Below are 23,795 nucleotides of genomic sequence, written 5' to 3'. Positions count from 1 at the left end.
GGGGAAGGGGGGAAGGGGAAAGGTTTTAAATCCCTTACCCTTTAAAGAGCCGTCACCTAGTATTTTTGCATTGGTGAGTGAACTACTAGTGGTTCATCGCATTAGTTACGAGGGTTAAACTCATTCTTGATTTTTCTTTCTTTGCGTTCTTTGCGTCCTTTGTGGTTCGTTTTTTTAACCCTTAAAATTAATGCGATAGACCAATACGCCTACGCTCAAAATCAAACTGAGTTAGCCAAACCTGATATTTGGGCAAACTACTGGAAATAAATAGCTGATTTCACAAGAGTTGAGCGAGTATGGATACAGCAGTTAAGGATATAGTTCAGCTTCTAAACTATCAAATTACCGAACAACTTTATACGAGCTTTAGAACGCTGGTTTACCGCGCAATTCGACAAGACGATCGACTTCCGGTAATTATCAAACTGCTTCATCAGGAGTATCCTACCTTCAGCGAACTCCTTCAGTTTCGCAATCAGTATACTATTGCGAAAAATCTCGACCTTCCAGGTGTTGTTCGTCCCTACAGTTTAGAACCCTATGGCAACAGCTATGCTTTGGTAATGGAGGATTTCGGCGGTATTTCTCTGAGGAAATGGATGAAAGCAGCAATGGAGAGTAATGCAAATTTCTTGGAGGAGTTTTTAGAGATTGCCATTGCTTTGAGTGAAATTCTCGACGGACTTTATCGCCATCGGGTAATCCACAAAGATATTAAGCCAGCCAACATTCTCATCAATCCGCAAACCAAGCAAGTTAAGTTAATAGATTTTAGCATTGCCTCGCTTTTGCCCAGAGAAACCCAGGAAATTCAAAATCCTAATGTCTTAGAAGGAACTCTCGTCTATCTTTCTCCCGAACAAACTGGACGGATGAATCGCGCTATTGACCACCGCAGCGATTACTACTCGCTAGGAATTACATTTTATGAATTACTGACTGGAGAGGTACCTTTTCAATCTAGCGATGCAATGGAGTTGGTTCATTGTCACATCGCCAAGCAGCCAGATCAATTCAAAATTCAAGTTGCGCTTCTAGCGCACCAAAGGTGCGACTCAAAAATCAAAAATCAAGAACCTGTTCCTTTAGTTCTGTGTGACATTGTGATGAAATTGATGGCGAAGAATGCTGAGGAACGCTATCAGAGTGCATTAGGACTGAAATATGATTTAGAAGTTTGTCAGCGTCAACTGCAAGAAATTGGACAGATTGAGAGATTTGAATTAGGTAAACGGGACATATGCGATCGCTTTATCATCCCTGAAAAACTCTACGGTCGGCAAGCTGAAGTTGAAACTTTACTCGATGCATTTGAGAGAGTCAGTCAGGGAAGCACTGAAATTATGTTAGTTGCAGGCTTCTCTGGAATTGGCAAAACAGCTGTGGTTAATGAAGTCCACAAGCCAATTGTCCGCCAACGGGGTTATTTTATTAAAGGTAAATTTGACCAATTCCAGCGCAATATCCCTTTCTCTGCTTTTGTACAAGCTTTTCGAGACTTGATGACACAACTGCTGAGTGAAAGTGACACTCAACTCGAACAGTGGAAGTCCAAGCTTCTCAAAGCCTTGGGTGAAAATGGACAAGTGATGATTGAGGTGATTCCAGAACTGGAAAGCCTGATTGGTAAACAGCCTCCTGCGCCGGAACTTTCAGCAAGTGCAGCCCAAAATCGCTTCAATTTGCTGTTCTTGAAATTCACTCAAGTATTCGCTGCACCAGAACATCCCTTGGTGATGTTCATTGATGATTTACAATGGGCGGATTCTGCCTCTTTAAAGTTGATGCACTTGTTAATGAGTGAAGCTGAAATGGGCTATCTACTATTAATTGGTGCTTACCGCGATAACGAAGTTCATCCAGCGCATCCATTACTACTAACTTTAGATGAAATTCAAAAGTTAGGCGCTAGAGTCAATACAATTACTTTAGCTCCTTTAGATGAAATGTCTGTCAATCATTTGGTTGCAGATACATTGAGTTGTTCTCTGGAATTGGCAGCACCGTTAGCAGACTTGGTATTGAGCAAAACCAAAGGCAATCCTTTCTTCTGCACCCAATTTCTCAAAGCGCTACATCAAGAACGATTCATTACATTTAATTTTGGGGGCGGCTATTGGGAATGCGACCTCGCAAAAGTGCGATCGCTTTCTCTTACTGATGATGTTGTAGAATTCATGGCAATGCAACTCCAAAAGTTACCAAAACAAACTCAAGAAGTTTTGAAATTAGCAGCTTGTATCGGTAACCAATTTGATTTGGCTACATTGGCAATTGTCCATGAAAAATCCCAGATAGAAACAGCCGCAGATTTTTGGAAAGCCGTGCAAGATGGCTTAATTATTCCCATCAATGAAGTTTACAAGTTTTATCAAGAAGACTCAGAATTTGAAATTGCAAATTCCCAATTTTCCAATTATGATTATCCTCACTCCTGTTCTTACAAATTTCTTCACGATCGCGTCCAACAAGCAGCTTATTCACTGATTCCTGAATCTCAAAAGCAAGCTACTCATTTAAAAATTGGACAATTACTTTTAAAAAGTACATCCTCTGAAGCAATTGAAGCCAATATTTTTGATATCGTCAATCAATTCAATGAAGGAATTGATATCATTGATGAACAATTTCAAAGATGCCAACTCGCTGAACTAAATTTAATTGCTGGCAAGAAAGCAAAAGCTTCCACTGCTTATAAGGCAGCTGTAAAATATTTCACATTAGGCAGAGAATTACTAACAGAAGATAGTTGGCAAACTCACCAACAACTCACCTTTCAATTATATAGAGAAGCCGGGGAATGCGAATATTTAATTGGCAATTTTGAAAAAACAGAGAAACTCTTTGATGTGGCTTTAAACCGCAGTCAAGATAAATTTCATCAAGCAGAGATTTACGGTATTCAGATGTACCTGAAAATGACTCAGGGTGAAAATATAGAAGCTGGCTTTGCTTGTGGACTTAAAGGTTTGAGCATCATGGGGATGAATCTTCCCGTAACTGCACAAGAACAGCAAGTAGCTATTGATGCTGAAATTAAAGAATTAAAAGCTAAACTCTTAGCGATTCGTCCGGTAGATTTATTTGATTTGCCTGAGATGACAGATCCAGTAAAAAAAGTTTGTATGAGTCTTTTAGCTGACCTTTGGGCAGCAGCTTATATGGGAGGACATCAAAATCTGTCTGCTTTGATTCCCCTATTAATGATTAGTCTATCCTTGAGTTATGGCAATGCCGAAAGTTCTGGTTTTGCTTATTGTTTGTATGGCATGAGTTTAGCGAACCAAGGAAACTATCAAACTGCTTATGAATTTGGTAAATTAGCACTAAAACTCGATCGCCACTTCAATAGTAGCCAATTTATTCCCAAAACAAATAATATTTTTGCCCATACAATTAACCCCTATCATCAACATTTAAAAACTAACTTACCCATTTCTGGACAATCATTTCAAGTGTCTCAAGAAACTGGAAATTTGGTGTTTGGCGTTTGGGCAGTTTCATTTTACATTTGGGCGATGTTAATTAAAGGCGATCGCCTCTCAGATATCTATACTGAAACTGAGAAATATTTGGGCTACGTACAACAAGTAAATGATGTGAATATGCTGTATGCATTTACTTTACAACGGCAGTTTCTCTTAAATTTACAAGGCATGTTGGAAAATACTGATTTCTGGGATCGCGACCATGAAGTAGATATTCCTTACATCAAAATTTGGCAACAAAAGCGTAACTTTGAGCATGGAATTAACTGGTATTGTTTTCTCAAAATCCAATTATCTTATCTTTATGGTCGATATAAAGATGGGATTCAAGCGGCAAAAGAAGCTGAAACAACTCTACCTAGTAACTCTGGGTTTTTTCCAATTATTCAATATCATTTCTATTATCCACTGACCTTGGCAGCCGTTTATCCCAATGCAACATCTAATGAGAAAAAACAGTATTGGGAAATTATGCAACAACATCAACAAATGCAGAAAAATTGGGCGAATAATTGCCCGAAAAACTTTTTGCATAGATATCTATTGTTATCTGCGGAAATGGCGAGAATTTCTGGCAAGTATATGAACGCCATCGAATTATACGATCGCGCCATTGCCAAAGCGAAGAAAAACGAATATCTCAACGAAGAAGCACTTGCTAATGAACTCGCAGCCAAGTTTTATCTGGAATGGGGTAAAGAACGCATTGCCCAAGAGTATTTGATTAATGCCTACTATTGTTATGCTCGTTGGGATGCTAAAGCAAAAATCGATGACTTAGAACAACGCTATCCCCGACTTCTAGCACCGATTTTACGACAAACGCCATTGCCGGTTACATCCAACGACACCATTAGTAATAATCACTTTGCTACATGGCATTCTACCCTCGGCAAATCCCTAACTTCTAGTAGCAATGGAGCATTGATGCTAGATATGACAACAGTTATCAAAGCCTCTCAAACACTTTCTAGGGAAATTGAGCTAGAGAAATTACTTAGTAAACTGCTTTCTGTGGTGATTGAAAATGCAGGGGCACAGAAATGTGTGTTGCTACTCGTCAAAGAAGAGACATTACTCGTTGAAGGAACTGCTGAAGTTGGGCAGCAATCAACTGTCCTGCAATCGATCCCAATTGAAGATAGCAATGACGTTCCTTGCAGCCTAATTTATGCTGTTAAACGGAATCTCCAGCCTAGTGTCATTATTGATACAGCAATGTATTCCACGTTAATTGCCGATCCCTATATCATCCGGCAGCAACCTAAAAGTTTGTTGTGTATGCCAATTCTCCACCAAGGCAAATTATTGGGGATTTTGTACCTAGAGAATAATTTAACTACTGGGGCATTTACGAACGATCGCGTAGAAATTCTGAATCTATTATGCACTCAACTTGCCATCTCTCTGGAAAACGCCCGTTTGTATCAACAAGCACAAGATACCTTAAAAAATCTTGGGCGAACCGAAGAATTTTTGCGGTTAATTATTGACAACGTTCCCCAGTCAGTTTTTTGGAAAGACCGCAATAGCGTTTATTTGGGTTGTAACCGTAGTTTTGCTGAGGCGGCCGGTGTAAAATCGCCAGAAGATATTGTTGGTAAAAACGACTATGAACTTCCCTGGCCTGATGAAGACTCGGATTGGTATGTAAAATGCGATCGCCGCATTATGGAATCTGGACAAGCAGAACTGAACATTATTGAAACATGGCAGCGAGCAGATGGTAAACAAAGCTGGTCGAATACAAATAAAATTCCCCTACGAGATAAAGAGGGAAATGTTTTTGGCATCCTTGCTACTAGTGAAGATATCACCGAACGTGAGGAAGCAGAAAAATTGTTACAACAGCAAAAGCAACAATTAGAACAAGCATTGCAAGAACTCCAAACAATGCAATTGCAATTAGTTCAAAATGAAAAAATGTCCGCCTTGGGAAATTTAGTAGCGGGTGTTGCTCATGAAATAAACAATCCTATTGGCTTTATTGCCGGTAACATTGAACCAGCTAAAGATTATGTTAAAGAGTTATTTGGGCTAATTAATCTTTACCAAGAAAAATTTCCCCTACCCGGTTCAGAAATTGAAGACGAAATTCATGCGATGGATTTAAATTATTTACGCGAAGATTTGCCGAAATTACTGGACTCGATGAAATTGGGTGTTAGCCGTATCCGCAGTATCAGCAATAGTCTGAGAACCTTCTCTAGAGCCGATCAAGATTATAAAGTTCCCTTTGACGTTCATGAAGGTATTGATAGCACAATTTTGATTCTCAGACATCGTTTAAAAGCTAACGAAAACCGTCCAGGAATTGAAATAGTCAAAGATTACGGTCAATTACCTTTGGTGGAATGTTTTGCCGGACAACTCAATCAAGTGTTTATGAATTTGTTAGCAAATGCCATTGATGCACTGGAAGAATATAACGCCGGACGGACTTTAGAAGAAATTTTAGCTAATCCCAATTGTATTACTATACAAACACGTGTAGCAGATTCAGGGGAGCGGGTTTTAATTAAGATTGCTGACAATGGTGTGGGGATGTCACCGGAAGTTCAACAAAAAGTTTTCGACCATCTTTTTACTACTAAACCTGTAGGTAAAGGTACAGGCTTGGGATTAGCTATTGCCCGTCAAATTATCGTAGAAGGACATGGTGGTTCGCTCTCCTGCACTTCTGAACTTGGACGAGGGACAGAATTTGTTATTCAAATTTCTACTCAACAAACTTAAAAAGTAAAAAATCATTGGTATTTGGTGTTTTGGGACTTCCAAGTAAAAAAATATTCACCCATAAGACTGTTAACTGTTGACTGTTGACTGTGAACGATCAACAACCTGAACTAGAACAATTTATTTTTAACTTGGAGACAACCAAGTATGATACTTAAATTATGCAAAAGCTGGTTGAAAATCAACCTCAAAAAGTATATCAAGAATGAGAAAAATTACTTTTCATTGAAATGGCGATCGCGAAATTTACTGTTATTATTACTTGTGGCGATTCTGTCCATTAGTATTAGTATCACTGCTATTACTAGTTACAATTTTGTTAAAGGATTATTATTAGACAGCTTAAAGCAGCAAGCATTATTAAAAACAGAAAAAGGCGAGGAAGATATTGATAATTGGTTAGCCATTCGTAAGACAGAAATTAAGACTTTGGCAAATTCCATTGTGGTGCGATCGCTAGATTGGTCATTGATGGAACCTTATTTACAATCTGAGTTAAAGCGGCTACAAACCTTTTTGCTCATGGCCTCCGTGAAACCAGATGGCACATTAAGAAATACTCAAGGAGATGTTCTCGATGTTCGAGACCGAGAATTTTTCCAACGGAGTATTACAGGTGAAACGGTAGCAGCCGATCCAATTATTGGACGCACAACCAATCAATTACAAATTCAAATTAGTTCTCCGATTCCTGACAAAACAGGTACAAAAACAGCAGGTGTATTAATGGGAGGAATTCCCATTAACCGAGTTATTGAAGTAGTCAACAATTTACATCAAGGCAAGGGTAGCTATGCCTTTGCGCTCAATTCCCAAGGAGTTCCCATCGCCCATCCCGATACGCGACTAATTGGCACACCTGAAAAAGCCGCCAAGAGTTTCCTAAATTCCGCCAATCCTCGATTAGTTGAAATTACTCAACGAATGGTGTCGAGACGTACAAATATTGAATTAGCTCAACTAGATGGTAAATGGAACTATGTTGCTTACACTCCCTTGAGAGAAGCAAATTGGTCGATCGCTTTGATTGTGCCACAAGAAAATATTGAATCGCCATTGCAAGCGTTGAATATCTTGGCTACGGTTTTGGGAGGATTGCTAATAGTTGGTTTAATCAGTGCATGGCGACAGTTGCAATTATATGAAGAGATTCGCCAACGTGCCTTAATTTCTAGCCAGCAGGCGCAGCAACTCAGCAACACCCTCAGAGAACTGCAAAATACCCAAGCCCAACTCATCCACACCGAAAAAATGTCTGGTTTGGGACAACTGGTTGCTGGGGTGGCACATGAAATCAATAATCCTGTGAATTTTATTCATGCTAATCTCAACCATGCCAGTGAATACACTAAAGGTATCCTCGATTTGCTAAAGCTTTACGAACAAACTTATCCAAACCCGACACCAGAAATTAGCGAACTAACACAAGACCTTGATATTGAGTTTCTGGCAGAAGATTTACCCAAGCTAATGACATCAATGCAAGTGGGAACCAGGCGCATTCGTCAAATTGTGCTGTCTCTGCGTAACTTCTCCCGCCTTGATGAAGCAGACATGAAAATGGTAGATATCCATGAAGGATTAGACAACACCCTAATGATTCTCAATCATCGCCTGACAGCCACACCCGAACGCTCAGAAATTGAAATTATTAGGAAATACGGCGATTTACCCCAAATAGAATGTTATGCCGGACAACTGAATCAAGTGTTTATGAATGTTTTAGTCAATGCCATAGACGCGCTAGAAGCAGCCAGCGAAGAACGTCAATTACAAACTGTGAAAACTAACCCCAATCATATTAGGATTCAAACCCAACTTGATAAATTAACTCAGGACGCCATTGTTCAGATTTACGATAATGGCATTGGCATGTGTGATGAAGTCAAGCGACGAGTATTTGACCACATGTTTACTACTAAACCAGTGGGTAAAGGAATCGGATTAGGAATGGCCATCGCCTATGAAATTGTTGTCGAAAAACATGCAGGAAGCATTCAAGTTAATTCTACTCTGGGACGTGAAACAGAATTTACTATCCGTATTCCTTTAATAAGTAAAAAGTAATTTTTCAACTAAAATCGATCAATGACTAATGACTAATGACTTCAATGCTTTATTGATGCGATCGCCAGAAGCTTGTAAGTGGGCTAAGGTGTAAATATCGATGTTTTCACCTAGTTGTTTGAGTCTGATATCTATGGCTGTTTGCAATTGTCGCAATTCATACCACGCCAGTGTCCGACCATCTTCAGGGGCATCAATAGTATGCAACATCATCCCTAGCAAAATATTTAGATACTCTTGTTGTAATGAACGCCGGATACTAGAAATTGGCTTGAATTCTCCAGGGTTTAAAACTTCTGTCCAGATGGTTGTTTGTAGGGTGTGAAATAATTCTGGAATCGATAGTGCTTCCCCAGGCTGGGTTTTTAATTCTATATCTTGTAAACGATTTAAGCGATGGCCATCTAATAGCGATCGCAATATCGCAGTTTGAAAACTCAAAATGCGATGGTGAATCGGATAATCAAGGCGATAATTCGGCGCAAAACTACCCCAATGTTGCCAACGCGATGGCGCTAATTGATTCAATAATTCTCCTGAAAAATTAAAAGCATTTTCACCAAAAACATATTCTTGTAATTTAGTCAACGCTTGACGTTGCTTTAATAATGAAACTGGTACAAATGCCCAGGATGTATCATCACCAGCATGGAGACGCCGAAAAGATTGCCCAGCAATGTATTGAGAGAGTAATTTCGCATTACTAAAATAATATCCAAGTATTCTATCGAATAAAATACGCAGGTTACTGTAACTTTCTCCTGGTGATAGATAACCCTTTTCTAGGCGCTGCAACATCACGCGGGCGTTATCCATTTGCCACTGGGAATAAACCAGCACATCATTACTCATATCCCAAACATTTGCTAAGGGATTAATATCTGAAATATCTTCATCTGTTGCGTAAGATAATTCTGGTTGTGGTGAAGCCAAGGCAATGTTTTCCAAAAAAGTTTTTTCCATTTCTGGAATCATTGGTTCAATTTTTGCCAATGCATTGATTTTGTAACCATACTCTATGGCCCATTCGTCATAGGGCCCCACAATTTCCGGAAAGTAGTCACCTTGTTCTACTCCCTGCGGTGCTACATTCACGGGTAAATAGTCCATCACCGAACCAACTAAACCTTTAGTGTGAGTGATTTCTGTGTTATTTAATTCTTCAGGCGCTAACATGGCGCTACCGTGAAAGTTATGGCGCAAACCAAGGGTATGCCCGACTTCATGAGCAATCAAAGAACGCAAATATTGATGCACATATTCTTCCATAGCTGCACTACTCGGTGTGGTGTTTTGCAAAATGGACAAGGTCAACGCCCCCATAGTTGCTTGATTTACAGCCCCCATACCATAGCAGACATCAGAATTCTGTTGTGAATTCAACACTTGAGAGTTAGCAGTGTCCCACTGTAAACCGCCACCAATCAACTTTTTTCCCCACTCCCTACTTTTCTCTGGTAAATCTTCACCAATGCATGGGGAATTTAATTTTTTATTGTTTGACTCCACGTAGGTGTGATATGTTTGGCGAATTGACCGCACCATATTAGCGTCCACAATAATATCTGCATCCAATATTTCGCCGGTGAGTGGGTTGACGCGAGTCGGCCCTCTAGCAAAACCTCCGTCTAGAGAATTGAACCAGCGAATAGTGTTATAGCGTACATCTGCTGGTTGCCAATCAGCATCATCTGGCATTTGTTTGACTTCAATGGCATTTTGGAATCCAGCTTTTTCAAATGCTTTATTCCACATCAATACGCCTTCTTTGATTGCATCCCGATACTCTAGTGGTACAGCGTTTTCAATCCAAAAGACAATTGGTTTTTTGGGTGGAGATAAAGCAGCATTGGGGTCGGATGGTTCTAAATGCCAACGATTAATGTAACGGACAAATTCTTCTTGAGAGTGATTGTTAGAAAAATTTTGAAAGGCTGTAATAAAATATCCTACTCTGTCATCGGCAAGTCTAGGAATATAATCGTTGTTTTCTCTGAGTTGGGAAAAACTGTAGTGTACCTTGAGAGTGAGCGCCCTGCTATCGGGTACACTGACTAAATCTGCTCCTTCTCGTGAAGAAAAACCATAAATAGAATCAATCTCTATGTTTTCGGGGAAGCTGTTAACATCACCAAAATAAGACTTGCTTGGCTCTAAGTAATAATCAGCTTGCAACGAGTATTTTAATAGAGGAGTTAATCCTGGAAAGTCCTGCATTAACAGGTTATCCAGGTCAATGATAATATTTTTACTAAAGGGATGAATACCATCTATTGGTAGGGAATAAAGAATTGAATCACTAAAGGAACGAGCAAGCGATCGCTGTTCCGATTTACTTTCTGTACGGAATTTTACATTCCTAATGACAAAATGTAATTTGTTGTTGATTCTTTGGAAATAAAATAGAAAATCCGCCAGTGGTAATCCACTATAAATACCCTTTTCACCAATACCTGATTCTAATGTTACTGTGGCTAAATAGTTTTTATTTAACTGCTCTGGTTGAATTTCTAAGTAAATTTTATCTAATTCACTATTACTATAAATTGTGAAGAGTCCCTCTAGTTTTTCTGAAGTTTTAGCTATTTGAATAAATCGTAAAAAATCTTCTTTACTACTGTTGCCAAAATTATTGTCAGCACTTGCTAAATTTTCAATGACTGGGAGTGTATTAAATGACTGCAAATCAATATTTTTAAGTTGGTTTGCTGCTGCGTAATCCGTTACTAGTAACAAGTTGCACAGTAAAACTAAAAAGATTGCTAATTTTGCGACCCAGTATTTCATCCTTTGGCTTTCCGGCTGAAACAGTTATCGTGTTGAGAAAATGTAGACTAAATGTGCAAATAGCCTAAAACTAATGTGACTTTTGATTACTATTAGTAACTCTTCAGTAATTATGTGTTTTGAGAAGAAATTATTTACACACGAGTTATCTATGTCTGAAGATAAATAATTTCTATATCTAAAGACACATGTTTTTTAAGACTATATCTTGTATTTAAAGCCAAATGTAGCACTAAAATTGTATTGGATGCTACATTTACCACAGTAAGAAATTTAAAGTCTGAGTTATGGAAATGTGGTGTAACTTGATAAAGTGGCGTATTTCCCAACAATATTGCTAATTTCACCCATTGTTAGGTTATGGTGGTTATTGTGTCCTCACATCAAACTTTCATTTGTGGTAGATTCTTGACTTAGCAAGCTTTCAGAGTCTTTTCTACAAATTTGCACAGAAATCTTTTGTTAAGATCTAAAATTCAAACAGTCATCAATAGACTTCTTGCATAAGTCGGTAAAACCTTAAGGGTAAAGGAGGAAAGGTTTTGTGTTTTCCCTTTTCCCTTTAACCTTTCCCCTTTTTCCATCTCTTGCAAAAGTGCTTTTTGCAAGAGGTATAATGCCTACTTTACATTTACCAAACAGGTAGATATTTTCAAAACTCAAATATTATTTCCATAGCATTGGTATAGCTGTGTCGATTTAATTTTTGGAAAACTAGGATTTTTCAAAATCAGATTTTTTGCTTAATTCTCTACTCTTCTCTGTTTCCTTCATTGAATTTCAAAAATCGCCTCTTCCCCAGGATTTAAAAAGCTGAGATTTTTCATAAGCAATGAGATATGCCTTTTGTTAGAAGGATAATTGATTTTTTATCGTTAGTCTTTATCTGTACTGAAAAAAGCAACTTAATTCTCATGACAAATTTGATTTCTAACGCCATTGTTCATATCAGTTCTTTGCTTCAAGGACTTCAGGTAAAACGTTTTTTAGCTGTTGTCTTAGTTGGTTTTCTAGTGCTGACGACGAATATTACTTCTGGGTACAGTAACCAAGACTTAGGCCAGAGAGTTCGTCAACAGCTAGAGCAAGATGACGCTCAAAGACCGAAAACAACAGGCCAGTGGAATAGAGAAGCTCGTGAAACCGAAGGCTCTCCTGGCGAACGGCTTCAAAGAATTGGAAAACAATCAGGAGAAGCCTTTAAACAATTTGGCTCTGGTTATGTAGAGGGTGCAAAAGAAACTGCTCGCGATGTCCGGGATAGTGCAGCACAGACTGGTAGAGATCTCTCCAACCAAGTTCAACGCTAAATTCTATCTAAAAACTGCTGCATAGCAGGCAATAAAGTTAGTACCAACTACCATATAGGACTCATATTTGATTTGGAGAAATACACGTAGGGTTAGGCGTCAGCCATAATGTATGATTCATGACTTTTGATGCGCCGTTTGGCGACAATACACCATACACATACTTAGATTTTTTCAAAAATCAAATTGGATTCCTATATCTACAGTTTTTGAGTTCGATGGAATACAAGACATTGCTAGGGTAACAGTAATACTGTTTCCCTAGATTTGTTACATTTAAAACATAAATTTTGGCACTGAGTATACTACTACGTAAGTAGTTAGAAAGTCAAATCTGCCATCGCTTTTTTGAATTTTGTTGTATTTATCTGTATTTCAAAATTTAGATTAATACCAAATAAGTTAGTTAAATAAATTTAGATAATATCTTATCAAGATAAACATAAATAATTTTATTTATATAAAGTATATTATGTTAGTAGAATTGTAATAAAATATACTATATTAAAAATAATTATCACTTAATATCCGAGTTACTCGTACTCATGCAATGAAAATATATTACATATAACTTTAAGTATTATATTGATTTTTTACTTGAAAAAAGAAAATATTTTTCTCAAATTATAGACCCTTTGAGCTTTATTTTTCGGGATTAGATAAGGGATATTTTCAGATTTATTTTTCCAAATAACCCGGCCGCTTCAGTAGAAAACAAGTAGTATAAGAATCGCAGATTACTGTAAAGCTAATTGATAGCTATGTTTTTTTGTACTCACTTACTTAGTAACGTTAGTTAAAATTTAGGTACTTTTTTTTACTAAAAATTAAGTATTGAATAACATTCAAATAACAGTTGAATAACCATTTTAAAACATGGAACAATAAAGAAATACGAAGACAGTTAATAAAAAAGTAGATTCATAGATAGCGATATGAAACAATTTAAGGGCACGCGAAAGCGGGGACTTGTGCTAACTCCTGCTGGATTGCAGCGCTTACAAGGGGCGATTTTAGCTGTAGAAAAGAAACAAAACAAAGGCGATCGCTTTACTCTAGAACAATTACGGGTGCGGATGAATGTTTCTACGAAAACTCTCAGCCGACTATGGTCTTTGAATACAGGCGTAGATCAAAAAACCCTAAAATTATGCTTTAGTGCCTTTAATCTACAATTACGCAGCACAGACTATACAATCTTGAGCGAACCGAATAATACTCAAACTCATCAAAGTCTCTCGTTGAGCGGGGATACAGAAGAAGTAAATTCTTCGCAGCCTTCATACACAGAGTTATTTGTGAATCAAGACTCCGAACAATTGGAAAATCTTTGGTCGTATCCAGATGGCCCTGTAGCTCTAGATTCGCCTTTTTACGTTGAACGTCCCCCCATTGAGGAGCTAGTTTATCGAGAAGTCACTCAACCAAGCTCTGCGATTTGGATTCGAGCGCCGAGAGAGATGGGTAAAAGCTCTTTAGTGCTGCGGTTGTTGGCTTTTGCACAGATGCAAGGTTATCACACAGTGAACTTGAACTGTAACCAAATCGATACCAGCTATCTGACAGATTTAAACAAGCTTTTGCGTTGTCTTTGCTGGCGAGTTGCAACAGAATTAGGTATTGACCCGAAGTTAGATGATAACTGGAATGAAGAAATCGGATGTCAATTTAGTTATCTTTTATACCTAAAAAAGTATTTGCTCCAGCAGGTTGAAAACCCTGTAGTTTTTGTATTAAATGACGTTGATAGCTTTTTTGAACATCCTGAAGTTGCTCAGCATTTATTTGCTTGTTTCCGTTCTTGGTATGAAGCTGCAAGACAAGATAGCAACTTGCAAAAATTGAGGCTAGTGGTAGTTTATTCCACTGAAGTCTATGTATGGCAAAATATTAACCACTCGCCATTAAATATAGGGCTGCCTATTCGTCTAAATGAATTTACTAAAGAACAAGTCAAATATTTAGCCCAAAGACATGGGTTAAATTGGTCTAGCGATCGGGAGGTTAGGCGACTGATGTCGCTGGTGGGGGGACATCCAGCACTAGTTAGAATTGGTTTGTATTATCTGTGCTGCCAAGCAATCACCTTAGAACATCTCATAGAAGAGGCCATCGCTAATGGTGGGATTTACCGATACCATTTATGGCGACACTGGTCAATACTTCAAGAAAAACCTCATTTAGCCAAAGCATACGCCAGAGTAGTGACCAAAAAGGAAAACATTTCTCTCAATCCCATTGATACTCATAAGCTCGAAAGCTTGGGGTTGATCCGTTACCAAGGCGATCGCATTGTACCGCACTGCGAACTCTACCGCACTTACTTTGAAAAGCAACTATCCACTTTGCAAATAATTAAAGGTTTGTAGTAAGGACTTTAGTCCTTAATAGGAAGTATTTAGGCCAATTTTTATACTAAAAAAGCGTCCGGGAGTGTTGCCGTGTTTCCACCCCAGACGCTTTTTATTTTTAACTTGCTCCTCACACACAACTAAAAGATATCACTGGCGCAATCAAAACGCAGGTGTAGTAAGTGACACTTTCAAAACTGCACCACAATCTAATTTCTAGACAAAAATTAAAAAGCGCCTGGGAGTGTTGCCGTGTTTCCACCCCAAACGCTTTTTATTTTTAACTTGCTCCTCACACACAACTAAAGAATATCACCACTTTTATGAAAAGGCAAGTATGTTGAATAACAATTTATTAAAGTTTTATAACAAAGTGGAATTTTTTTATATACAAATTAAAAAGCGTCTGGGAGTGTTGCCGTGTTTCCACCCCAAACGCTTTTTATTTTTAACTTGCTCCTCACACACAACTAAAACATATCATTGCTTCCATAAAAGAGCAAGTATTTTGAGTGACAGTTTTAAAACTGCACTCAATTAGTGTGAAGAAGTTAGTGTAAAAAGTGACGTACACCAGTTAAGACCATGAGTAAACCCAAGTCGTTAGCGGCTTTGATGGAATCTTTATCGCGCAAACTTCCGCCTGGTTGAACAATGGCTGTAATTCCGGCGGCGGCGGCTGTTTTCACGGAATCATCGAAGGGGAAAAATCCATCGCTGGCCAGAGTTGCGCCTTTGGCTTTTTCACCGGCTTGTTCTAGGGCAATTTTCACTGAGCCGACGCGGTTCATTTGACCAGCACCTACTCCTAGTGTAGTGCGATCGCTTGTGACAACGATGGCATTAGATTTCACATGTTTGCAAACCTTCCAAGCAAACAGCAATTCTGCTAATTCATCGTTAGTGGGTTGGCGTTCTGTGACCACTTGCCATTGGCTGGTATCAGCAATGATGTCATCGCTAGTTTGGACGAGAAAACCACCCGCGATCGCTTTGACTGTTTCTTTAGGCCCACTGCTCAAATCTGGTAAAATCAAAACTCGCACGTTAGATTTCTTGCCTAAAATTTCTTGGGCATCCGCTTCACAACCTGGTGCAACCACGCATTCTAAAAATGTTTTAGTTAATTCGCTGGCTGTAGCCGCATCTATGGGGCGGTTGAGTGCCACAATTCCACCAAAGGCAGAGGTAGAATCAGCATTGAAAGCTTTTTCATAGGCTTCTGAAATACTGCTTCCCAGCGCCGTACCACAGGGATTTGTATGTTTAATAATCGTTGCTGCTGGGGTATCAGTGAATTCGGCAATAATGCGGCGTGCGGCTTCTAAATCAACTAAGTTATTGTAACTGAGTTCTTTGCCTTGGAGTTTAGTCGCGGCTGCCCATCCCGTTGGCGTCGCACCAGTTTGATACCAAGCGGCTGGTTGGTGGGGGTTTTCGCCGTAACGCAGAGATTGTAATTGTGTGCCGCTAAGATTGTAGTTTTGTGTGCCTGCGAGATAAGATGCGAACTGACAAGTCAGCGCTTGCGCTATCGCTTGGTCGTAGCTAGCAGTATGTAAAAATCCTTTTAAAGCTGCCTTTTGGCGAAATTCTAATGATGCTTCGCCGTTATTTTGCCGCAATTCCTCTAAATACTCGTTATATTGTGCCGGGTCGCATAATACAGTTAGATGGGCAAAATTTTTCGATGATGCCCGCAACATTGCCGGGCCACCGATATCAATCTGTTCAACAGCTTCAGCTAATGTTACCCCTGGTTTAGCGATCGTTTCCTCAAAAGGATAAAGATTTACCACTACTAAATCGATTGGGCGAATTTGGTTATTTTCTAAATCTGTAATATCTTGGGGAACATCCCGCCGTGCCAAAATTCCGCCGTGAATTCGGGGATGCAGCGTTTTAACTCGACCGCCTAAAATTTCTGGCGAACCTGTATAATCAGCAACCTTAGTAACTGGGAGTCCAGCATCTTTGAGTGCCTGGGCTGTTCCCCCACTGCTGATTAAATCAAAGTCGAATTCTTCCACCAAACTACGGGCTAGGTCAATTAAGTTAGTTTTATTAGATACACTCAGCAGTGCTAGACGCGCCATGTCTCAATTCCTTAAGAGTATGCTGGGAGCGAAGGATCTCAAGTTTTGCATAACCCTTGGCTCACTTCAAGACCATTAGCAGGAAATTTCAAATCATCTCAAGGTGGGATTTCACGTTGATGGTTGACTGTTGAGAGTTGACCGCGTCGGGGAAGGAATGCTTTTTAGTGACAATTTTTCATAAATGCTTGTTTCCGGAAATGCTACCTGAAACTGTGGAGTCTATGTATTATAGAAATAATACTCTGGTAAAAGTATATGTAGTCTCTGGTGTCAATCAAATTTAGTCAATGGCGAATAATAATAATCCTGAGATAACAGCTTCTAGGATACCTACTTATTCGTGAAAATCCGCTACGAAATTATTTGATTGCAGTCACCAAGATAAAATCATGGAACAAATTTATAAATATCCGCGTACCCATCACATTGAAGGGTCGCGGTTGCAAGTTGGGGATGAAGACCTCAATAGCATTCCTTTTAGTGCTATCAAAAATCAATATGTAGTAGTTGAAGAAAAAGTTGACGGCGCAAATGCAGCTATTAGCTTTACAGATGATGGGCAAATTCGACTGCAAAGCCGGGGACACTATTTAACTGGTGGGGCGCGAGAAAAACACTTTAATTTGTTTAAACAGTGGGCGCACACTCACGCAGCAAAATTTTGGGAAGTTTTGGGAAGTCGTTTTATTCTGTTTGGAGAATGGCTGTATGCCAAACACACAGTGTTTTACGATGCTTTACCGCACTACTTTCTAGAGTACGATGTTCTGGATTTAGACAATCAAGTATTTCTCAGCACTAAGAACCGTCAGGAGTTACTTGCTGGCTTACCTGTGGTTTCAGTACCCGTATTGTTTGCTGGTGAACTCCAATCTTACAAACAGCTGATTAAGTTGGTGGGTGAGTCGCACTATCAAACTCCCGGACACTTGCAACGTTTTGAGCAAATTTGCCAAGAACTGGGGCTTGATATTGGGCGTTCCCTCAAACAAACTGATCAAAGTTCTTTGATGGAAGGTTTATACATCAAAGTTGAGGCGGGAGATATCGTTACTCACCGCTATAAATATGTGCGTTCGAGCTTTTTAACAACCATTCTGCAATCAGATGGACATTGGCTCAATCGTCCAATTATACCAAATCAGCTATGTGTTGGTGCTGATTTATTCGGATAACTTTGGAGCATTGGTAACAAACATCTTCCCCATACCCCATTCCCAAAAACTTTATCCTTGAGTTTTTGCCTAAGTCCCATTCAATTCTGAATTCTGACTTCTGAATTCTGACTCCTGAATTCTGACTCCTGAATTCTGACTCCTGACTCCTGAATTCTTTCTATTAGGAATATGAATACTGTGTTGCAATCTTGGTCTTTTCCTTATTGTCCCTGTGAAAGCGATTGGTCGATAGATTGGCCAGCATTGGAAGCAGAATTTGATTGGTTGCGATCGCTTGCTGATTGTCCCCAAGATCCGCGCTACCATGCTGAAGGTAATGTTCTCATCCATACCAAATTAGTATGCGAGGCATTAGTGGCATTACCCCAATGGCGGGCATTACCAACTGAAGAACGTTCTGTGTTGTTTGCTGCGGCTTTGCTGCACGATGTTGCCAAACCTGCTGCTACACAAATAGAAGCAGATGGTTGCATTACCTCAAAAGGTCATGTACTCCAAGGTGCAAAAATGGCACGGGAGATTCTCTGGGATTTGTATGTACCCTTCCATCAACGGGAAGCGATTGTGGCTTTGGTAAAATACGGCAGCTTACCCTTGTGGTTTTGGGACAAACCCAACCCAGAACGCGCAGTCATTAAAACAAGTCAAATTATTCGTTGCGATTTGCTGAGTTTGTTGGCAGAAGCAGACGTTAAGGGACGTTACTGCAATGACCGAGGAAACTTATTCGAGAAAATCGAATTTTTTCGGGAATTTTGCCAAGAAAATCACTGTTTTGAACAGCCGCGAGTATTTCCATCAGCACACAGTCGGTTTGTTTATTTTCAAAAAGAAGATGGTAACCCAGATTATGCAGCTTATGACGATACGCGCTTTCAGGTGGTGATAATGTCAGGATTACCAGGTGCGGGAAAAGATACTTGGATTAAACAAAATCTTCCTAACTGGCAGATAATTTCTTTAGATAAACTGCGGAATTCAATGGGGATCGACCCAGAAGAAAATCAAGGTGCAGTGGTAAATGCAGCCAAAGCAATGGCTAAAGAATATATGCGAGATGGACAATCTTTTGTTTGGAATGCGACTAACATCAGCCGCCAACTGCGGGGGATGCTAGTTCGTTTCTTTGCCACTTATCAAGCCAGCATTCGCATTGTATATTTGGAAGCACCTTGGAAAGAACTGCTGAGAAGAAACACCCATCGCACCGCCAAACTGCCAGAAAAAGTACTTTCTCGCTTGAAAACGCGCCTAGAAGTCCCTAATATTACCGAAGCACATACAGTAGATTGGGTAGTGGAAGAATTTTAACTTTTTTGTTAGTTGGTTAAGTGATTAAAAAATCTGACTTGATTATTATCGTAGCGATCGCACCAAATCACTAGTATGAAGAGAAGTATGTCATACATTCAACCAATTGCTAACCAGGAGATAAATGTGCGATTGCTATTTTGAGATATCGTAAAAAACAAGTGCGATCGCTATTAAGTAAAGCTGCAAAATTAAAGTTGAATCGACACAAATTTATTTTGTATAAGAATCACAACAATCCAGTAGCGATCGCTACTACTCCCAGTAGGCTATGACTGAAGATAACGCTATATATATTTTTGAAGTGTTGGTAGTGATATCCCCAAATAAAACCGATACTTAAGGTAAACAATAAGGTTAGTAAGTCCCAGTAAATTGCATGTACAAAGCTATATAAAATAGCAGAAATAACCAAAAAATATTGAGAAAAACCAACTCTTGATAAAAGATGAAATAGATAACTTCTATATAGAAATTCTTGAGTAGGTGCAGACACAAAGATTAAGAATAAATAAAAGTACCAATGCAGAGAATTGTCAATTCGTGTTCCTTTGAGGAGGTAATGGAGGAGAATTAATATTGCTAATCCAATGGTTGCAGGTAAAACATTCTTGATCGCAAATAATAAATTTTTATGAGTAAAACCTAATTCTTCTAATTTTATCTTGTTTATCATAGTAGATAATATTACTACTATTGTCACAATTACCAGTAAGATAAACCGAAAAGAAAACGGAATTAAACCAACAAGCATCAAGACAATCGGCAAGATATACAACGTTATAATAATTGATATAACTTTAATTTTTTCATACCCTAGCACCGCCATTTTATATTTCCCTCACTTGATGATCGATTAAGTAAATAATTAAAACAGAGAGAAACATAAAAAAAGTAATTGCTCCAAGCCAAGTGATAAAAGTATTATTACTGTTAATTCCAAACATCTGATCTATAACAGACACCCCACCCCAAATCCTCATTAAATTACTTAGAACGACCACAGCAATCACAATAAAGCTTAAAATATAGCGGTATTTTGGTGATTGAAGCTGGGTCATAGTCACAATGAGTGTAATAATCAGTAGAGAAAAAATGAATAAATATACTAATCCTGCAAGATTATTTAATTCTGTATTTATATCAAACAGTAATCGTTTAATTTTGTGTGTATAGTAAGAATAGAAGGGAAACCATAGCAGTAGCCCTGTATCGCAGATAATTAGATAAATAATATACTTATGCTTCTTAAATACTGATGTAGGATCGAGTAAATTTTGAATAAGTAAAGCAAATAATTCTGCTCCACAAAAAAAGATAATGAAGTAACTGAAGGCATAAAACCAACGACTGACAGATAATTGTTTATTCCAGATTCTATACTTCAAAGCAATTTTTATAAAACTATTATAGGCTTGGTAGTTTTGATTTTGTTTATGCTGTGGCTTAATATTAATGAATTGTTGTACAGATTCTTCGATCTGTTGTTTTTTTAGCGTAATATTACCTCGTAAATCAATTATTTGAGAGCTATCAAATAAATCTTTTGGGATGGTTTTTAGATCGGGTTTGAATAGTTTATCCTCTAGAAAATATTCAGCTAAATCCTGTGAATTTACCACTGCTGTTGCATTCGACTTTAACTCAAGTAACAAAGTAGGATCAGTATTTAAATCCAAAGCTAGCGAAATACTGGTAAACACAAATACTATGGCTGTAATACCCCAAAATATCTTTGCTTTTTGCCGAATTAAGCATATTGCTCTGTATAATGCGTATAGTGATATCCACAAAAATAGAGATGGATAAATCACAAGGTGTGAATAAAGTTGAGCATAAAGTTTTAAAGTATTGAAATTTCCAAACTCTGCCAAGATACTGAGTGGTAGTCCGATAACTGCTATTAGCAAGATAGCAAAAATCAGCAATTCCCATTTTCTATCCAATCTACGCTCAGTAAACATCCCATCCCATGTCAGCGATCGCGCTTCAGGATTGGCTACAATTACAGGTAGCCAACTTTTCCCAGGATGTTTACCGTCTTCGTCAAACTCTTGACGCAGAGACTCGCGCGCTATACGCATGGAAGCAAACAGCGATTTACCTTTAACAAAAGCGGTGAGTAAATGTCTCAATAGTCTACGAGCAAACAAAGATTCCACAGGTTCGCGCATGACGATACAGTAAGGTAAAGACAGGGAAGTTAGCTGATTTGCTAAACCCAAACCATCACACGAATTAAAGATAGCAAGCTGTAACTTATCTCGAATCAGCTTTTCGAGTTGAGTTGTTAGACTGTCGATAGAAATTCTTTCCGCAGGATTAATTTCAATCCAGCCAATTTTACCGTTCTCATCACTTCCACTATGGCCTGCAAAGAAAAATATATGCCAACCTTTCGGTTCTTGCAATGCTTGTTCTAGAATTTCCCGATTTGGTTGGTGTAAAAATTCAATTAGTCCACCATATTTTTCTAAACTGGCAATTAAAGTATTTTTTTCTTCATCTAAACCGAGTTTTTCATCTCCAAAAACAGCAAGAATTCTCACTCGTGCATCTAACAAAATAGTTTGTTTTTGCTCTGGACGCTTGAAGTTAGTTGCGCTAATCGATACTTCTGTATTAGAGTGATTAATAAAGAATTTTTGGAGTACATCCCACTCTTGCCAAGGTAGCCCTCTTAATTCTCTATTTTCAGTTTGAATAAAAATCTGTATCTCTTCTTTGTCTGCATAGTAACTTTCTAAAATCCTCTGAATTTTAGTATCTTTATTTCCATCCTCATTGAGCCATCCATCTTCAGTTAGCCATTGATTGAGGTTAGTTTTGAAATTATTGGCTATTTGCTCAAAGTTAATATTGCTATGATTAATCGCTGGATGATTACTGGGATTTATAGGTTCTAATTTTATCCGCCTAACAGAAGAATTATAAGGATTAAGAGCAACATATTTTTGCCATTGACGAAATGAATCTCTGAGATTTTTAGGTAGGAGAGATAGATAAGAACCAGTACCCAGTTCTTCCAAAAGTCCCGCATCATCATAAACTGTCAACGTAACGGGAAAAGCTCCTATAGATATACTTTCTATTTGAACACTATATCCAAACTTAAGATATATTCTTTTGACCATGACAAACAGCTACCCTGGAAAATCTTCTTTAACAGTTTCATTTCCTAAAGTTAGTCCTACAGTAAAACTATCGTTCAGTTCACAAGTAAATCTTTGACCATAAGTAATATCAAGTATGTTACTGTGATTATCAGCAGATTTTTCTAGAATAATTTCGCCAAATTCATCAAATATGCTAGCTTTTAATCCTACAGGTAAATAGCCTTTACCTGCGGGTGGACGAACTTGTAAAAATATTTGTATTTCTGTTGGACTTAATGAACTTATTGTGATTAGAAGTTCTACAGAATTATCCTGAAATTGAATTAGCTTAATACCTGTAATAGATTGACTACTTCTTACGGCTGGTTGTAATCCCTTTTGCCAAAGACTATCCAACCAAACCCTGTATAAATCTAATTCTGTATTTACAGACTCGATTAAGGATTGAGAAGCAAGAGACATTGCTTGTTCAGCTTTCACTCTTTCAGCAGAAATCATCCCTACATCTAAAATTTTGATGCCTAGTAAGTTATTCAATTCTCCAGACTCAAAAAGAGCCACAATTCTTTCGAGTTCGTCTTGATGTCCTTGGATGATAAAAGTTTTACGTTTATTCATAATAATTTTTATCGGTTAAATATTTTCTTCATGTTCAATACTAAGAATAATTTTTACGGTAATCCCTACGTTTTTTTTCATAAGCTGATAAAGTTGGTCTACACTTATTTCACCTTCAGGTAACAACCGTAATAATTCTATTTCTGGTGTACTACTTTTATTTATCCCATATCCATTTTTATCTAAAAACATAATTATATTTTTCCAAGATGGCAGACGTTGATTCTCATTTATCAAATTCATTAATCGCTTAATATATTTGTGTATCCGATTAGACATTTCAGCATTTAAGTTTTTTATCCACCGTTCTATATCTTCACAACCTGCTAGTTCTTGAATAGTTGGAATTTTATGTTTGTAAAAATAAAATGCAATCTCCCCTTTGCTATAGCGAGAAAGCGAAAGACATAAGTATTTAATTTCTTTGTCAGATAGTTCATGACTTTGTGGATAATACTCATGCTTGAACTTTGCTAGCTGCAATAACAAGCGTTTCACATCTATTCCAGACTTTTTTTGAGCTTCTAAACACTCTGGACAAAGACTTTCGTCTTTATTTGGGTGACACATACTCGTATTAAATTTTACTTTTTAGTATAACCGTTGATATAACTGTTTATTTCTCAAGCACAAATCAAGGGTTTGAGTTCCCTTCTAACTTGAAAATCAAACTTTGGCTTTAGCCCAAGAAGAGTATGTGGCGGAAGTCGTTGAATTACAACAGCCATAAC

The 23,795-nt window shown here is 38.2% G+C and carries 12 protein-coding genes; 6 read left to right on the top strand and 6 right to left on the bottom strand.

Features of this window, described 5'->3' with window-relative positions; translation table 11 throughout:
- The first annotated feature begins 299 nt into the window (after positions 1–299).
- Positions 300–6,227, top strand: coding sequence for an AAA family ATPase (locus GNE10_RS12875; protein WP_185565516.1), 5,928 nt, complete (start codon positions 300–302; stop codon positions 6,225–6,227).
- A 147-nt stretch (positions 6,228–6,374) separates the two neighbouring features.
- Positions 6,375–8,294 carry an ATP-binding protein gene (locus GNE10_RS12870; protein ID WP_185565515.1) on the top strand — a complete coding sequence of 640 codons (1,920 nt, stop codon included), beginning with the start codon at positions 6,375–6,377 and terminating at the stop codon, positions 8,292–8,294.
- An 18-nt stretch (positions 8,295–8,312) separates the two neighbouring features.
- Here the strand turns inward: GNE10_RS12870 and GNE10_RS12865 are convergent, their stop codons facing one another.
- The gene (locus GNE10_RS12865) at positions 8,313–11,081 is read right to left on the bottom strand and encodes a zinc-dependent metalloprotease (protein ID WP_185565514.1); all 2,769 of its coding nucleotides are present in this window, start codon (positions 11,079–11,081) and stop codon (positions 8,313–8,315) included.
- Positions 11,082–11,995: 914 nt separating this feature from the next.
- Between GNE10_RS12865 and GNE10_RS12860 the strand changes: the two genes are divergently transcribed.
- Entirely contained in the window at positions 11,996–12,391 is a 396-nt protein-coding gene (locus GNE10_RS12860; RefSeq protein ID WP_099072456.1) for a hypothetical protein, read from the top strand.
- A 935-nt stretch (positions 12,392–13,326) separates the two neighbouring features.
- On the top strand, positions 13,327–14,760 hold the full coding sequence (locus GNE10_RS12855; RefSeq protein WP_185565513.1) for an AAA-like domain-containing protein: 1,434 nt from the start codon (positions 13,327–13,329) through the stop codon (positions 14,758–14,760).
- Positions 14,761–15,293: 533 nt separating this feature from the next.
- Here GNE10_RS12855 and purH read toward each other — a convergent pair.
- Positions 15,294–16,838, bottom strand: coding sequence for a bifunctional phosphoribosylaminoimidazolecarboxamide formyltransferase/IMP cyclohydrolase (gene purH / locus GNE10_RS12850; RefSeq protein ID WP_185565512.1), 1,545 nt, complete (start codon positions 16,836–16,838; stop codon positions 15,294–15,296).
- Positions 16,839–17,230: 392 nt separating this feature from the next.
- Here purH and GNE10_RS12845 point away from each other — a divergent pair, with 392 nt between their 5' ends.
- Entirely contained in the window at positions 17,231–18,016 is a 786-nt protein-coding gene (locus GNE10_RS12845) for an RNA ligase family protein (protein ID WP_185565511.1), read from the top strand.
- Positions 18,017–18,187: 171 nt separating this feature from the next.
- A complete protein-coding gene (locus GNE10_RS12840; RefSeq protein WP_185565510.1) occupies positions 18,188–19,330 on the top strand; it encodes an AAA family ATPase in 1,143 nt (380 codons plus the stop codon).
- A 229-nt stretch (positions 19,331–19,559) separates the two neighbouring features.
- On the opposite strand, the gene GNE10_RS12835 is transcribed toward GNE10_RS12840, so the two are convergent.
- The 4 genes from GNE10_RS12835 to GNE10_RS12820 all read right to left on the bottom strand — a co-directional run bounded on the left by GNE10_RS12835 (position 19,560) and on the right by GNE10_RS12820 (position 23,634).
- The gene (locus tag GNE10_RS12835; RefSeq protein ID WP_221642831.1) at positions 19,560–20,006 is read right to left on the bottom strand and encodes a CPBP family intramembrane glutamic endopeptidase; all 447 of its coding nucleotides are present in this window, start codon (positions 20,004–20,006) and stop codon (positions 19,560–19,562) included.
- 154 nt (positions 20,007–20,160) lie between these two features.
- Entirely contained in the window at positions 20,161–22,464 is a 2,304-nt protein-coding gene (locus GNE10_RS12830) for a CHAT domain-containing protein (protein ID WP_185565508.1), read from the bottom strand.
- Between the two features lie 9 nt (positions 22,465–22,473).
- Entirely contained in the window at positions 22,474–23,064 is a 591-nt protein-coding gene (locus GNE10_RS12825) for a DUF1822 family protein (protein ID WP_185565507.1), read from the bottom strand.
- A gap of 15 nt (positions 23,065–23,079) precedes the next feature.
- Positions 23,080–23,634: a hypothetical protein gene (locus tag GNE10_RS12820; RefSeq protein WP_185565506.1), complete on the bottom strand. Its 555-nt coding sequence runs from the start codon at positions 23,632–23,634 to the stop codon at positions 23,080–23,082.
- Between the last annotated feature and the right edge of the window lie 161 nt (positions 23,635–23,795).

The sequence above is a fragment of the Nostoc sp. 2RC genome, from assembly GCF_014222165.1.
In the GTDB taxonomy this organism is placed as follows: Bacteria; Cyanobacteriota; Cyanobacteriia; order Cyanobacteriales; family Nostocaceae; genus Nostoc; species Nostoc linckia.
This window is presented reverse-complemented; position numbering and strand designations above follow the sequence as displayed.